This window comes from Arenibacter sp. ARW7G5Y1 (genome assembly GCF_003201775.1).
In the GTDB taxonomy this organism is placed as follows: domain Bacteria; phylum Bacteroidota; class Bacteroidia; order Flavobacteriales; family Flavobacteriaceae; genus Arenibacter.
This window is the reverse complement of the sequence record NZ_QJJZ01000016.1, coordinates 89424-104630: the sequence shown is the minus strand read 5'-3', so window position 1 is coordinate 104630 and position 15207 is coordinate 89424. Positions and strand designations below refer to the sequence as shown.

General features: G+C 37.2%; 20 protein-coding genes. 1 reads left to right on the top strand and 19 read right to left on the bottom strand.

Annotated elements, in window-relative coordinates:
• Positions 1 to 482: 482 nt before the first annotated feature.
• The 5 genes from arsB to C7972_RS19610 all read right to left on the bottom strand — a co-directional run bounded on the left by arsB (position 483) and on the right by C7972_RS19610 (position 3761).
• A complete protein-coding gene (gene arsB / locus C7972_RS19630) occupies positions 483 to 1535 on the bottom strand; it encodes an ACR3 family arsenite efflux transporter (RefSeq protein WP_110357871.1) in 1053 nt (350 codons plus the stop codon).
• 3 nt (positions 1536 to 1538) lie between these two features.
• Complete coding sequence (locus tag C7972_RS19625) at positions 1539 to 2171, bottom strand: low molecular weight phosphatase family protein (protein ID WP_110357870.1); 633 nt, start codon at positions 2169 to 2171, stop codon at positions 1539 to 1541.
• Between the two features lie 30 nt (positions 2172 to 2201).
• Entirely contained in the window at positions 2202 to 2675 is a 474-nt protein-coding gene (locus C7972_RS19620; protein ID WP_110357869.1) for a DUF6428 family protein, read from the bottom strand.
• Between the two features lie 47 nt (positions 2676 to 2722).
• The gene (locus tag C7972_RS19615) at positions 2723 to 3055 is read right to left on the bottom strand and encodes a helix-turn-helix transcriptional regulator (protein ID WP_110357868.1); all 333 of its coding nucleotides are present in this window, start codon (positions 3053 to 3055) and stop codon (positions 2723 to 2725) included.
• A gap of 73 nt (positions 3056 to 3128) precedes the next feature.
• The gene (locus C7972_RS19610; protein ID WP_110357867.1) at positions 3129 to 3761 is read right to left on the bottom strand and encodes a trans-aconitate 2-methyltransferase; all 633 of its coding nucleotides are present in this window, start codon (positions 3759 to 3761) and stop codon (positions 3129 to 3131) included.
• A 422-nt stretch (positions 3762 to 4183) separates the two neighbouring features.
• Here C7972_RS19610 and C7972_RS19605 point away from each other — a divergent pair, with 422 nt between their 5' ends.
• Positions 4184 to 4423, top strand: a complete 240-nt coding sequence (locus tag C7972_RS19605; RefSeq protein WP_110357866.1) for a hypothetical protein — start codon at positions 4184 to 4186, stop codon at positions 4421 to 4423.
• 207 nt (positions 4424 to 4630) lie between these two features.
• Here C7972_RS19605 and C7972_RS19600 read toward each other — a convergent pair whose 3' ends face one another.
• From C7972_RS19600 to C7972_RS24355, 14 genes are all read right to left on the bottom strand, one after another.
• The gene (locus C7972_RS19600) at positions 4631 to 4873 is read right to left on the bottom strand and encodes a DUF1059 domain-containing protein (protein ID WP_110357877.1); all 243 of its coding nucleotides are present in this window, start codon (positions 4871 to 4873) and stop codon (positions 4631 to 4633) included.
• A gap of 166 nt (positions 4874 to 5039) precedes the next feature.
• On the bottom strand, positions 5040 to 6281 hold the full coding sequence (fabF, locus tag C7972_RS19595) for a beta-ketoacyl-ACP synthase II (protein ID WP_110357865.1): 1242 nt from the start codon (positions 6279 to 6281) through the stop codon (positions 5040 to 5042).
• A 75-nt stretch (positions 6282 to 6356) separates the two neighbouring features.
• Complete coding sequence (locus tag C7972_RS19590) at positions 6357 to 7001, bottom strand: DsbA family oxidoreductase (protein ID WP_110357864.1); 645 nt, start codon at positions 6999 to 7001, stop codon at positions 6357 to 6359.
• Between the two features lie 53 nt (positions 7002 to 7054).
• Positions 7055 to 7261, bottom strand: coding sequence for an EthD family reductase (locus C7972_RS19585; RefSeq protein WP_258364904.1), 207 nt, complete (start codon positions 7259 to 7261; stop codon positions 7055 to 7057).
• A gap of 618 nt (positions 7262 to 7879) precedes the next feature.
• A complete protein-coding gene (locus C7972_RS19580) occupies positions 7880 to 8449 on the bottom strand; it encodes a peptidoglycan DD-metalloendopeptidase family protein (RefSeq protein WP_110357862.1) in 570 nt (189 codons plus the stop codon).
• Between the two features lie 18 nt (positions 8450 to 8467).
• Positions 8468 to 8608, bottom strand: coding sequence for a leucine-rich repeat domain-containing protein (locus C7972_RS24460; protein WP_375334794.1), 141 nt, complete (start codon positions 8606 to 8608; stop codon positions 8468 to 8470).
• Positions 8609 to 8910: 302 nt separating this feature from the next.
• Positions 8911 to 9837, bottom strand: coding sequence for a BspA family leucine-rich repeat surface protein (locus tag C7972_RS19575; protein ID WP_110357861.1), 927 nt, complete (start codon positions 9835 to 9837; stop codon positions 8911 to 8913).
• Between the two features lie 111 nt (positions 9838 to 9948).
• Complete coding sequence (locus tag C7972_RS19570; protein WP_181422941.1) at positions 9949 to 10896, bottom strand: BspA family leucine-rich repeat surface protein; 948 nt, start codon at positions 10894 to 10896, stop codon at positions 9949 to 9951.
• A gap of 197 nt (positions 10897 to 11093) precedes the next feature.
• The gene (locus C7972_RS19565) at positions 11094 to 12425 is read right to left on the bottom strand and encodes a hypothetical protein (protein ID WP_110357859.1); all 1332 of its coding nucleotides are present in this window, start codon (positions 12423 to 12425) and stop codon (positions 11094 to 11096) included.
• Positions 12426 to 12449: 24 nt separating this feature from the next.
• Complete coding sequence (locus tag C7972_RS19560; protein WP_146216355.1) at positions 12450 to 12644, bottom strand: hypothetical protein; 195 nt, start codon at positions 12642 to 12644, stop codon at positions 12450 to 12452.
• 153 nt (positions 12645 to 12797) lie between these two features.
• Entirely contained in the window at positions 12798 to 13400 is a 603-nt protein-coding gene (locus C7972_RS19555; protein ID WP_110357857.1) for a collagen-like protein, read from the bottom strand.
• Positions 13401 to 13519: 119 nt separating this feature from the next.
• Positions 13520 to 14353, bottom strand: coding sequence for a helix-turn-helix transcriptional regulator (locus C7972_RS19550; RefSeq protein ID WP_110357856.1), 834 nt, complete (start codon positions 14351 to 14353; stop codon positions 13520 to 13522).
• 347 nt (positions 14354 to 14700) lie between these two features.
• A complete protein-coding gene (locus C7972_RS24360) occupies positions 14701 to 14880 on the bottom strand; it encodes a tyrosine-type recombinase/integrase (protein WP_309148939.1) in 180 nt (59 codons plus the stop codon).
• Between the two features lie 126 nt (positions 14881 to 15006).
• Positions 15007 to 15186 carry a hypothetical protein gene (locus tag C7972_RS24355; protein WP_309148938.1) on the bottom strand — a complete coding sequence of 60 codons (180 nt, stop codon included), beginning with the start codon at positions 15184 to 15186 and terminating at the stop codon, positions 15007 to 15009.
• Positions 15187 to 15207: the final 21 nt, after the last annotated feature.

The following is a 15207-nucleotide window of genomic DNA, read 5'->3' as shown; positions in this document are numbered from 1 at the left end:
GGCAATGCCAAAGGTTTTTAATAACGGAAAATGACTTATCCCCACATGAAGGTTGACGCAACGAAAGGACCGGCCTATTTTCAATTTACTTAAGTGGTTATTATTGTTTTTTATAGGTTTTCGTGAATCTTCGATTTCGTCTTAAATCAAGTGGTTTTCACATTGGAAGGTGGAAGGCGTCCATAGAGCATTTCACCCAAGTGAAAGAGGCCTGGACGCCGGGGCAGTGGAAAGTGCGTAGATTTAAAGAAATTTAAAATCAGCTTGGCCATGGCTACAGCTGGCTCCTCCTAACCAAGGTACACCGTACCTTGGTTATTCGGCCCTGGTCGTTTTTTATTCATCGGCTGGTCTATTGATTTTTAATGGTATTCATGAATGCTACGCATTTGGGCGATGCAAAAAATGAACAGGACACAAAAATGAGATAGTAGATTATTTCTTTTTCTAATTCACACACAACTTTTGGGATTGATCCGTCCTTACTGTACTTTGACTATCGGATAATATTTTTTGCGCAACCTCTGGGCTACGCGCACCAATAAAATTAAGGCCGGCACTTCCACCAAGGGCCCAATGACCCCAGCAAATGCCTGCCCTGAATTTAGTCCGAAGACGGCTATAGCCACTGCTATGGCCAATTCAAAATTGTTCCCCGCCGCTGTGAAGGCCACAGAAGCCGTTTTGTCATATTCAGCCCCCATGGCTTTTGTGACGAAAAAACCAATAATAAACATCAGCGTAAAATAGATGAGTAAAGGTACCGCTATGATGAGAACATCCATGGGGATCTCAACAATCATTTCGCCTTTTAAGGAAAACATGACCACTATGGTAAACAAGAGGGCAATCAAGGTCATAGGGGATATGGTAGGAATAAATGTGTTGGAGTACCATTCCCCACCCTTCAGTTTAACGAGGATCAATCTACTTAAATAACCCAATGCAAACGGAATTCCCAAATAAATAGCTACGCTTTCGGCTATGGTAGCAATAGAAATGTCTACTATGGCCCCTTCAAATCCGAAATAGGGAGGAAGTACGGTTATAAAGATCCAGGCATAAAAACTATAGGCAAATACCTGAAAAATACTATTAAGGGCAACCAAGCCGGCACCGTATTCGCTACTTCCTTCGGCCAGATCGTTCCAAACAAGTACCATGGCTATACAACGCGCCAAACCAATAAGAATCAACCCAACCATATATTCCGGGTAATCCCTTAAAAAGGTAATGGCCAGTGCAAACATCAAAATTGGTCCAATAACCCAATTCAGGATCAAGGATATGGATAAAATCTTGGTGTTTTTAAAAACCTTGGGCAAAAGCGAGTAGTCTACCTTGGCCAAGGGAGGGTACATCATTAGGATTAGTCCAATGGCAATGGGGATATTGGTTGCTCCACTACTAAAACTATCAATGATTTTGGGAAAAGTGGGTACAAAATAGCCTATGCCTACCCCCAATGCCATCGCCAAAAAAATCCAAATGGTTAGATAGCTGTCCAGAAAGCTTAATTTTTTGTTCGAGGCCATTGATTATGATTTTATTTGAGCAAAAATGTACATTAATTCGGTTGCAATTTGAAGGCTTCTTTCCCGATACTTTTCGGCCTGTTGTGGGGTATGGTCGAACGCCTTTGGATCCTCAAAGGTTATTGGGATACGCTTTTCGGCCCCGGCTATAAACGGGCATCCAACATCTGCCTGTGAACAGGTCATAACCGCTGCAAACTCGGATTTAGGATTAAAAGCAGCATCGAACTTCTTTGAAAACCCTATCACTGGAGGCTCATTGTCGGTATATTTTATGCTGTATATTGGGTTTTCTCCTTGCGCTAGGGTCGCTATGCCAAATCCCGAATTTTTCAAGGTTTCTGCAACCATTGGGAATAGGGCGGTAGCTTCGGTTCCTCCCGAATAGCATTGTACATTCTTAAGGTTGAAATAGAAGGCCAAGGTTTGCGCCCAGACTTGGGATAAGTGACTCCTTCTGGAATTGTGGGTGCAAATAAAATTAATTCTAATGGGTTGTTGGGTATCTGTTTTAGACTGTATATAGTCAGCAAGGGGCTGTAAAATTTCTTTTCGCTCCTCACTAATATTATCAATACTGAGTTCAGAGATAGCCTGATCTATTTGGTCAAAGACCTTCGTTTTTACGGGCATCATTAAATAAGGTTTATAGTGTGGTTAAAGGGTTTAACAGCATCCTGAGTTTGGAGTACAGCAATTTGCAGAAGTCTCTTGCAATTGGGATAACTTTATTTTTGGTTTTTCTGTCGGAATACCACAATTGTCCTTTGCCAGGCAATCTGTATGTTTGGTGGCCAATAAAAAATTGGTGCCGTCAAAATCCAATCCAAATTTTTGTATGGTATCTCCTTGGTATTCTACTTCAATTTCCAAATCCCCAATTTCCAATACCTTTTCCGATAATTCAATGATGTGGACCAATTTCTCTGGATGAAGTCGGTGGTCATAGTCGGTGGAATCCCATAGCTGAAAGTTCACTACTTCCTCTTTACGAACCGTACCGCCACAGTCTATGAAGTTTTTGGTTATTTTACCTACTTCGGTAACGTGAAAATGATTGGGTACTAGTTTACCATCCGGCAATTGAAATGCAATGGTTTCCAAATTCCCTAAAATTGTTTTTATCTCTGATAGTTTCATTTTGTTATTTGTTTATTGCGATTATGCGATTAATGAGTTTAAATTTTTTAGCAACAATCTTCCTGTTCGGTAATGTCGAGATTTAGAAATTGTTTGATAATCTCTTTCATTTCCATCCATTTTTCAGTATTGATACAATAACAAACACTGGTACCTTCAACACTGCCCTTTATGAGTCCCAGGAGTTTCAATTCTTTTAAATGCTGTGAAATGGTTGGTTGGGCCAAGCCAATTTCATTTACAAGATCACCGCATACACAGGTGTTTATTTTAAATAGATGCTGCAGAATTGCCACGCGTGCCGGATGTCCAAATGCCTTGGCAAAAATGGCAATTTCATTTTGTTGATCCGAGAAAATTTCTGTTTTGGCTAATCCCATTTTAATTTATTTGTATATCGCAATATTACGATTAATATTTTATTCAACAAACATTTTCACTTTTTTTTTCATATCATTTTTTTGAGCTAATAAGAATGGTATGTTTTTCAATCAGGGCTTCCGTTCTCTGGTAATCTACATGGTAAACCTCAGGTTCTTGAAATGCATTTTGAGTTAGAAGCTTTTTTAGTGCATCCAAATTATGGTAATGGAAATACACTCTGTCTCCATTGCTGCCTACCTTAAAGCCCGATTTATTGGAGTCACCTTCCACAAAACTTAAATAGAGCAATCCGTTTTTTGATAGTAGTCTATAGGATTCTGAAACTAACTGGGCACAATGGGGGTAGGAGAGGTAGGGCAAACAAAAACCACCAATAATTCCATCGAATAAGGTTTCAAGTTCGCCGATCTGCCTACAATCCATTACCTTGAAAGTAGCGGTTGGATTGTTCTTTTTTGCTAATGCAATCATGTTAGGGGCTATATCTATCCCCAATATTTTGAAGTCGGGCCTTTTGGATAATAGGTATCGTGTAATGTTTCCAGGACCACAGCCTATTTCCAAAATTCCTGCATTTTGTTTTCTTATTGATTTACAAATAAGATCATAGCTATGGTTGTACAAGTCCAGATCCATAAATCGGTCTTGATATAGATTGGCTATTTTGTTCCAAGTCTCAAATGTTTCCCTATAGGAGTCCAATGGTGTATTTTATTTTTAAATGGGTATATGTGGACACAAATATCGGGAATAATTTTCGGCCTAGGATGGCTGTATTTTATTGTTGTTTTTATTGGCACCGCCAAAGGGTATAATACCCGAGGCTTGCCTCGAAAATTAAAGTTCGTTTCCTACGAATGCCTCGCGGGCTTGCCCCGAGGTAGTTTACTTTAATGTGGAAAATGATAAAACTGGAAAGCTAAAAATGTAAGTAAATACCTACTCTAATCGATGAAATACATTTTTTTATCGTTAAAGTGATTTTTGAGCCCGTTACGTTCATCGGGATTATTTTGCACTTTATCTGGATTTTATCCGCTTAACGAAAAACTGTGTTTTTCATCGAATCAGAACCTGGAAAAATACACTTGCCCCTGTTATATATATATAACAAATCGCAAGTCATGAAAACCATTTTAACTTTAATCTTTGTTCTTTTTATCGGAGTAGCTGCCCAGGCCCAAAACGATGCGGCCGAAGTCAAGGTTGAAACCATTAGCATGAGTATTGTATCTGTTACGGCAAAACAAGAGGTTGTTTTGAAAAAGGATAAGGCTGTTGCCCGTTTGTATATGTTTAAAAATTCCAAGATAACCAAAGAGTTGACTTTCTCTACCAAGTTAAATAAGGCCAAACTGGCTTAATACAGGAATAACTTTAATTAGGTCGGTTTTTGACCTTTAATCAGATAAATATTATGTTAACAGTAGCCCTTTTGATCTTCTTTTGTATCTGTCTTAATTATTTGGTGGTTTTTCCTGAAAAAAAGGATAGTGTAAGGATGTTGAAGGAGCCGGTGAAAAGGGATAAATAATTCCGCCTCGCTTAGGTTACATTCAAGGCTTCAAGATCTATAATTTGTTATCCGGAAGATTTTCAAATTCCTTCTTCTTGTTTTCGAACCATTTGGCCATCGCATTCGGTGTTCTCATAAGTTCCTGCGTTTTATTCATGGCCTCCAGGTGTTCTTTGTCACCAGCCTTGAACATTTGCATCCCATGCTTTTTGCTTTGTTCTGCTATTTCTTCAAAAGTCGTGGCGTGGAATGGCATGTCACAGGCACCTCCCAATTGTTTGCATGTCATTGTTTTCATATCGATCGTTTTCTTAAGATGGTTTTTACTGTAGGCCTCTGGCTCCGAAAAGGTTCTTGCATACCCTGCGTTTTGTCCAAATGGCACGGGTTGTGATTACAAGTTAAGCAAAAGGCCCCGATTATTTGAGAAAATTGGAGCCTTTGAGTTATTGTTTTACAGGTTTCTATACTTTTTTAAAGATGGTGGTAGCATTGTGCCCACCAAAACCAAAGGTGTTGCTCATGGCCACGTTCACAGTATGGTCTATGGCTTCTTTGATTACGATAGGCGTGGTTTTGGGAATATTGGGATCTATCTTTACGGTGTTGATGGTCGGGGGGATAATGTTGTTCCCAATGGCTTTTATAGCTAAGATTGCCTCAACGGCACCAGCGGCTCCCATAAGGTGTCCCGTCATCGATTTTGTAGCACTAATTTTCAAATTGTCGAACTCGTTGTTGAAGGTTTTTGCCACTGCTTTTATTTCGCTTAAATCCCCAACTGGAGTAGAAGTGGCATGAACATTCAAATAATTGATCTGTTCCGGGACCAGTTGTGCTTCCTCCATGGCCAATTGCATGGCCTTTATTGCGCCAATCCCTTCGGGATGTGTGGCTGAAATGTGGTAGGCATCGTCGGTCATGCCCGCTCCTACAATTTCTGCATAGATATTTGCGCCCCTTTTTTTGGCATGTTCATATTCTTCGAGGATTAAGGCACCTGCACCTTCGCCCATTACAAAGCCGTCCCTATCCTCATCAAATGGTCTTGAGGCCCTTTGTGGGTCGTCATTTCTTGTGGATAAGGCTTTCATAGCATTAAAACCCCCAATGGAAGCTTGGGTTATGGGAGCTTCAGATCCTCCGGTAACCATAACTTTGGCCTTGTTCAAACGAATGTAATTGAAAGCATCCATTATGGCAGAGTTGGAGGAGGCACAAGCGGATACTGCCGTATAGTTGATGCCCATTAATCCAAACTTCATGGCAATCATTCCCGAGGCCATATTTACCAACATTTTTGGTATAAAGAAAGGATTGAATCTGGGACGCTTGCCCTCTTCCATAAAGTTCATGACCTCATCTTCAAAGGTTTGCATTCCTCCTTGACCCGATCCCCATATTACGCCCATATCATAAGGAGATAGGGAATTTATATCCAGGCCGCTATCATTTATAGCTTCAGTTGCTGAATAAAGGGCGTATTGCGTAAACCGATCACTCCTTTTTATCTCGTTGCGGTCAAGGTAGTTTTCAGGTGTAAAATGTTTCAACTCGGCGGCAAAGGTTGTTTTGAACAATGTAGAATCGAACTTGGTGATTTTGGATACACCGCTTTTGCCATTGATGGCACTTTGCCAAAATTCATCTACCGAATTTCCTAGGGGAGTCAAGGCTCCCATACCGGTAATTACTACTCTCTTCATAATTGAGTTTTTTAAGTGGATAGCCAATGTCGGTTTCCAGTTGCATTGGCACTTGTTGGTAATTAGTATGTTAGCCTATTGTTCAATAATTTCGCTAAGGATCTGTTTAAAGACATCTACGGCCTGTGCTCCCGTTACGGCACTTTTTTTGTTAAATACGATGGTTGGTACTGAGTTGACACCCAGGTTTTTCCAATAATTCTGTTTGCTTCTGAGGTCGTAACGGGCCTCATCATTATCTAATTTGGACAAAGCCTCCGCCGCGTTCAATCCAATGTCCAATAAAGCTTGCTTTAAAACAGCTCTGTTGGAGACATCTTTTCTTTCACTAAAAAAGGCTGTGGTTAAGCGCATCTTTAATTCGGTTTGCTTTCCGTAACCCTTGGCGTACTCCAATAAAATATGGGCTTCAAATGTGTTTGCCATTCTCATTTCCTCAAAATAATCGAAGGTGAATCCCAGTTCTGCCCCTGCCTCGGCCATATATTCCTGGGAGCGCCTCTGTTCTTCCAAACTGGAACCATACTTTTCGGTAAGATGTTCCTGTACGTTCTGCCCCTCTTTTGGCATATTTGGATTAAGTTCAAAAGGGTGCCACTCAATCTCTATTTGGTCCTGAATACCCAAATCCGAGATGGCCTTATCCAAACGTTTGTAGCCAATGGTGCACCAAGGGCACACTACATCGGACACAATATCTATTTTAATTTTATCTGCCATAATTATGATTATTTTATTAATCAGGCTGGAAACTTAATTATTAGGTTCCCAGCCTAATTTAAAGGTTTTTGGACTTTAATTACCTCGCTAATTTGAACTAAGGGCTGAACATTGGTAAAATTAGGAAGATCTGCGGAGATTTTAGCTGCATTTGCCCCAAATGATCCTTGAAAAGATTTCAAGGATTCAAATGTTAGGTTCGCAATTGCTACATAGGGGGCGGACTGGACGGGACGCGAACCTTGCTCAGCGAGCCCAATCGCCGTGGTATTTCTACCAAATATCTTCTTATATGTTGACGATTTGTGACCTATTTACAATGATTGGTAGTTCAACTTGTTTTCGTCTGTTGCAGAAATAGGAATTCTTTTTAATTAACTGTATCTAATTGAATAAAATAAACTGATTGGTATAACTGATTTTTCTACAATGAAGAAGTACTGTCTTTGTTATCACACTCATCACATTTCCCTGTATTCCGCGAAAAGCTGCATTTCGGGAAAAGCTTCAATACATAGGTCTTGGACACAATCCCCAATTTTAGCTTTCCATTACGTGAACCTTTCCGCTATACTGGGAAGGAACACTTTATTGTTTCCAATTAATTCAAATACATGCCCTGTAACTCTTCTTTTGGTAATTTCCCAACTTCCGTTAGGGTCTGTATTATTTGTGTCAAAATTCCAAGAGAAATCTGAGTTGTCTAAATCATTTCCTTCGGAAAGACCTGAGGAAAATGTAACAACAAAAAAACATATAAGGGTGCTGTACCTGTTGTTCTATTCACTTAAATCTGTAAATCTACTTGAGCTACCATTGCAGCACCTATTACCAAAAAAAGAAAACAAATAATCGTCTTTTTATTATCATATCTTAGTTTAAGGTATTACAGTTTCTATTAAACACCAGTTTGCCATAAAACTTAGATGTTCTTCTAAAAAGGTATTGCTAGCATAATTTAAAGGACAATAGGAAATAGTATTTGCACCATTTGTTTTGTTTAATTGGAGTTCTGTCCTGTTACCTAAACCTACTTTTCCTAAAATATCGCCTTGCTGAATGTTGTCACCTTCTAAAATAGCGACCTCTAAAACATGATCATATATAATGAGCCATTGAGAGGTAGCTGTTGGTTGTATACGAATTTCATAATCTGAAGATTCCCCTTCGTTTAAAACAACGGCTTTAACCAGACCATTACTGGCAGCCCTAACGTTAACATCACTGTTTTTAGTGATGTATTCGATGGCTGGACTTTTTTTGGTGCTTGATAATTCCTGACCAAACGCAATGACATTCTTTATTTCTAAAATATCTATTGGGGGTATTCCTAAAACAAGGGGCTCATTATCTATATCCTTTTTAGAGCATGAGTTTCCTAAAAATATACCTATTATTAGGAGAAGTGTAGATTGGTATGTTTTGTATGTGGGCGTTATTAATCTCATATTAAAATCTGAATAACTTTAATTAAATTCAATTAATCTTAATTCGAATAAGCTGCTCAAAGCATCAATATATCCAATTTTATTATTTCCTAAATACAGTTCTTCCAGCACATTTAATGTGTTAAGTTCCGAAATGCCGGTTATTTTATTATAATACAAGTTAAAGTTAAATACGGGTTTACAATATGCTACTCCATCTAATAATTCTATATGACTTTGATCAAGTTCAAATTCTTCAATATCTTCAAGATAATGAGGAGGAAAACTATTGATAAATCACCATTTTCTATATTTTATTTCAATGTGAAATGTTTTCTCATATTCTTCAGAGTCAGATGTATCTTCTGTATTTATTTCATCTTCATATATAAAATATCACCCTTCCTTTTCATTATACTCCCACACATATTGTGGATTGTAATCTATCTTCTCATATATAGTTATTATTAGAGGTTACTTTCTTAATTATTAAAACAAGTTCCCGCTGTTGGTAAGTTTACGTTTGTTAAACCACTATCAACTGAAAAGCTATTGCAAGCTGTTACATTGTCGGTTTCCCAAGCACTTAAGTCTTGATTAAAACTCTCCGCATTGTGAAACATATGATCCATACCAGTTACTTTACTAACATCCCAATTACTTATATCGCTGTTGAAGTTGGTTGCGTAATGGAATATATAGCTCATATTGGTTACATTACTAACATCCCAACCACTTATATCGCTGTTGAAGTTGGTTGCGTAATGGAACATATTTCTCATGCCAGTTACATTACTAACATCCCAATTACTTATGTCGCTGTTGAAATTAGTAGCGTAAGAGAACATATAATTCATATTGGTTACATTACTAACATCCCAATTGCTTATATCGCTGTTGAAGTTAGTTGCGCCATAGAACATGCGATACATAGTTATATTATTACCCAAGATAGGAATATCTGTAGCATTTATGCTGGTTAGGTTTTTACATTGAGAAAAAGCCTGATACATAGATTCCCAGACGATATTGCTACCCCAGTTTTCAATAGTTATTAGTTTGGCAGCATTGGAGTTAGGCCCTGAATTAAAAGCTGGAAAATCTCCTGTTACGGTTACTGTGTGGATTCCTGCAGTAGTGTAACTATGCGTAATAGATTCAGTTACATTATTATCAATGTTTCCATCCCCCCAATCTACATTGTAATTATAGGGCGTCGTAATTCCCTCGTTAAAATCTTTTGTGATGGTAATTTCTTCATTAGCTACTGTTGTTTTCCAAGTGGTTATAAAACCTTTTTCTGTTATGGGTGTATTACTACCGCCATCATCATTTTTATTACAAGAGGTTACTATTAATATTAATGTACATACTAGAACTACTGTTTTTAAAATTTGTTTTGTTTTCATAGCTTGTTGTTTTTATTTAATAGGTTCCTACTGTTAGTGGCATTATGTACTTGAGTTTATTTTTACCCCCTTCAGGTAATTGGTATGAGGGGATACGTTATTAATTATTATTTAAAAACAAGTTCCTGCTGTTGGTAGGTTTGTGTCTTCTAAACCAGAACTACCTGCTGAAAAGTTGGAGCAACTCGTTACATTGATAGTTGCCCAGCCACTTAAATCTTGATTGAATGAAGTCGCATCTTCAAACATAGAAGATAGCTCGGTTACATTGCTAACATCCCAATTACTTATATTGCTGTTAAAATTCGTCGCACCTTTGAACATGCCACTCATATAGGTTACCTTACTAACATCCCAATTACTTATATTACTGTTGAAGTTCGTAGCACCACTAAACATTTGGCCAATACTAGTTACATTGCCAACATCCCAATCACTTATATCCCTGTTGAAGTTAGTAGCATCATAGAACATGTAATCCATACTGGTTACCTTACTAACATCCCAATTACTTATATCGCTGTTGAAGCTCGTAGCATTATAGAACATTAAAGACATATCGGTTACATTACTAACATCCCAATTGCTTATATCGCTGTTGAAGTTGATAGCAAAACTGAACATATAAGACATATCGGTTACATAACTTAAGTTAGGAGTATCTGTAGCATTTATGCCTGTTAGGTTTTCGCATTGATAGAAAGCTTTTCTCATAGATTCCCATACTATATTGTCACCCCAGCTCTCAATAGTTAGTAGTTTGGCAGCATTGGAGGAATCTTCATGATTATAAATACCCGGAAAATCTCCTGTTATGGTTACTGTATGGATTCCTGCAGTAGTGTAACCATGCGTAATGGATTCGGTTACATTACTGTCAACGTTTCCATCTCCCCAATCTACCGTATAATTATAGGGAGTTGTAATAAAGTTGGAAGGGAATGTTTTGATGGAAATCTCTTCGTTAGCTACTGTTGTTTTCCAAGTGGTTATAAAACCTTTTTCTTTTATGGGTGTATTACTACCGCCATCATCATTTTTATTACAAGAGATTACCATTATTAAGGATGTAAATGCTAGTAATGCTGTTTTTAAAATTTGTTTTGTTTTCATAACATAACTAATATTGGACATACTCAAGATTAATGCGAGGAATAAGTTTGATAATAGAAAATTATTTTTCATGATATTTTTTGTTTAACTTAAAAATTTATAGATGTAGATTGGTAACCTGGATAATGCTTTTTTATACTATATTAATCGTATTTCCATACATCATTAAATTTAGCATTAGTGCTAATTTCACCTCCTCCAATTAGAAGCATAAAGTTTTGGTTTGATATCAAAGTAGAAGAAAAACGAGGTTCGTAACCAGCGTTTGAAACTTCTTTTTTCCAATAAACGCCGTCACTACTGGACCAAAAATCATTATAATGAAATTCTTCTATCTCATCTTCAAAAAATCCACTAGTAATCCAAATTTTCTCATTGAATACGGTGCTCTTAAAGAGTAAGCGTTTTGGGTAACTGCTTCCCGGATGTACTATTTGCGTCCAATTTTTTCCATCCGTTGAATACCAGACATCATTTTGGATTTCAAAGGTTGTACTTAATGCTCCGCCTATAACAAACATTTTATTGTCAAAGACCAAAGCTTCAAACCCATACCTAGCTAAATAGGGAGCAGCATTGGTCTCCTGTACCCAGTCTGCACCGTTGTTAGAACTCCAAATCTCTTCTGTACTTCCAGTAGTAGGGTCAAGAGGATTATCCAAACCACCTATGGCATATAATTTATCATTATAGCTGAGTAGTTTAGTTTGTCCTCGGGGGCTAAATCCAGTGTCAGCAGTTTCTTGTATCCAATTCACCCCATCTATTGAACTCCATACATCACTTAACAAATTACCACCTCCAAGACCTCCATAGATGAAAATCTTATCTTTAAAAACGGTGATTCCAAATTGACCGCGTCCAGTGAAACCTGCTTCTGCGGTTTCTTGTACCCATGTAATTCCATCCGCACTAGACCACACATCATTTTTTACATCTTCAATATTGGCGAAACCACCAATAACCCAGAATTTATCTTTAAAAAAAACGCTGCCATGTCCTTCTCTAACATCAAAAGGTGTAGATGCTACAAAGGCTTCTTCGCTAGTATTCAACGGGCGGGTTTCAAAGCTAAAAATATCGCTTTCAACAGTTCCCCCTTGGTTATCACGAGAAACTACTTTCCATGTAAAGGAACTGTTTATGGATAAAGGGTCGGTGAGGGTATAACTAGTTTCTGTGATACCTTGGGCTATAATAAGGGTTGGGTCGGGCGGTTGTTGATTGGCATTCAATTTGGGAACTAAGAAGCCGCCAATAAGCACTTCTAAATATAGGTCGTAGACCACTGAATCACCATCTGGGTCCGTTGCTGCTTGCCAAGTAAAGACAGGGGTCAATGAAACATTTTCCGCTTGGTTTTCAACAGTGAGCAAGTTAAAAGCTTCTGGAGCAATATTTGTGTGCTCACTATCGTCCTTTTTACAACTTGATAAAAGTAGGGTAAACAAGAGGATATAGATAATTGTTTTCATTTGTTTGTAGTTTTGGCCTCGATTCTATTCCCTTTTAAATGTGAATATTACTGTAGGGTTTTCTATTTCTTGGTTTTCGTTAAGCGTTGTGCCGTATTCGCCATGAAATAGGGGTGTTTTTGTGTTTGAATCGAAAGTTACTGCACCTTTCCTATAGGTATTGGCTCTACCTGAAAGGTTAGAGAGATATGTTACGTATAAAATACCTTCTTCTATCATTTTATAGAATTGGGCTATTATTGCACTACGGTCCCGTAGCATAGTACTAAAACAGTATAAAAAGAGTAATGACTTGTTGTTTCATTAATTTAAACTTTTTAAAACGTAAACAAGGGACGTTTAAACAGCCCTTGTTTACGTTGGAAGAACGTATTATTCAGGAATATTGAAATGAGCGATTACTTCTTCATAACTCAATTTGGTAAAATCTACGGTTGCAGTTTTACTTCCTATACCACCTATTCCGGTACTTGCTTCAACACCACCAGGAATTAGAACATAGCGATACTGACCAAAAAGAGGATTACCTATAGAAGAACCATCTACACTTGCTAGCCTTATATTGATACTTCCTAATGCTAAACGGTAATAGTAAGACACCCCCGCTTCACCTATAAATGGCAGGGCAAATACATTAAGAGTTCCAGCTTTTCCATAGACTAGAACTGTACCTTGATCAAATATTTCTTGGCTTAAGCCGGCAACATCAATACTGCCATTTGCTGTTGATGATGGAATATCACCATCCAATGGAGAGTCTATCCAATCAGAATAAATAACATTTGCCGTTCCCGGTACGCCTTGTTCCCCATCTTCCCCATCTTCCCCATCTGCTCCATTAACACCATCTACTCCATTAACACCGTCTGCTCCATTAATACCATCTGCTCCATCTTCACCATCTGAACATGAAAAAATTGAAATAGATACCATAAGTATCATTAATAAATTGACTAATTTCATTTTTGCTTTCATAATTATATATTTTGTAATGAAGGGACAAATTTAAATATGAAAATCAATCAAGTCTTGTATAAAATGGACAGGCTCATTTAATTCTAAATGCTTGGATATGTTACAGGTTCTTGATCTTATTATTGCCGATTTTGTCTAAGAACCATTTGAACTAAGCTAACGTCTCCATTAATAAATTCACTTGGAGGAATTTGCATAAACTTTTTAAATTCTTTTGTGAAAGAAGGATGATCATAAAACCCACACTCTAGAGCCCATTTAGTTAAGGTTTCTTCTTTATTTTGATTGATAATGCTCATAATAGTGTTCCATTGCTGTGTTCTATAATATTTTTTAGGAGACATGCCTATTACTTTTTTGAATAAGCGAGAAAGATACCGTTGGTTCACACCTACTTTTTTGCAAATGTCCTCTACCCTGTTTTTATCTGCAACATCTGCTTGCATCAATGAGACAACGTTATTTATTAAAGGAATTTCAGGAAGTGCATTTGGCATTATACGTAATAGGTAGTTTTCAAAAACGTCTTGTATACTTTTTACATCTTTAGAACAATTTTCTAATTCATTTTCCAACATTTGTGCATCTATAGTAGAGAAATCGGCAGGAGGACTATTTGTAAATTTGCTTCCGTGCTTATGAAATAAACGATAAAACCCTGTAGGTGTAAACTCAATATAGATTTGTTTAACACAACCTTGATGTATTACGGTAATACCATCTTCTGTTATAGTACCTAATACAGAAGCTCCTTTGAGTAAAGGAATAGTTTCATGATTAATAATATGTCGCATGGGAGCTCCAAAGTAAAAAGAGAGTCCATTGGCACCTATGGGAGGTATAGAGTGAAACTGAGGTTCTACCGTTTCATTTTCAATATATGATATCCGCTTTACGAAAGGTTCTAAAGCTCTTTGTTTTAGTGGTAGTACTGTATATTTTAATATAGACATATTTTAACTTGAGTTAAATTGTAATATTAATGTAATAGCGATAAAAATAGAATCTACTCATGCTTAATGTAGTTAAAAATGTATGTGTAGATAGTTATACTGTATAAACGTCAAAAACTCTTCATTGGTTTTTTGTTTATTAAACATTATTGAATAATACGGTTGTCTAGTAATAAAATATTTAGGAAATTTAAGGCAACCAAGAATTATTATTCAGTTGACTAACAAGGTATTTTGCAACTTTAGAATCGTTTTTTATTTTAGAAAAAACTCTAAAAATAAATTAACATAATCTTTAACAAGTGCATATCGTTACTAACTTTTCTTTCAACTACTCTAGTATAAATTTAGGTCGTGGCCAATTTAGTATGACCCAGTAACTTCGATACTGTTTCTATAGGAACACCGTTGCTTAGAGTCACCGTAGTAGCGAACGTATGACGTGCCATATGAAAAGTTAGGTTCTTCTTTATACCACATTGGTCTGCTATTTCTTTTAGATAGCTGTTCAGTTTTTGGTTGGACAGCTTAGGTAGAAGATTAATTTTCTCATAGGTTCGGTAATCGTCTTTATATTTATCGATTAAGATTTCCGCTTTTGGCTACATTGGAATTTTAAACGGTGTGCCTGTTTTTACCCGTTCAGACATTATTCAAGGATTGCCGTCAACGCCAACCACAATATTAGCGGTCTGGTCAGGACTGGCACCCAAAAGTCCATAATTAATATCTGAGGATACAATAGCATCACCTAATATATCGGAGAATAGTTGACCATGCTGCCTAGTGTAATACGCCTTGTTGAATTCTAGACCCTCACTATTCGGATACATTACAGTTAATTTAATCAGATT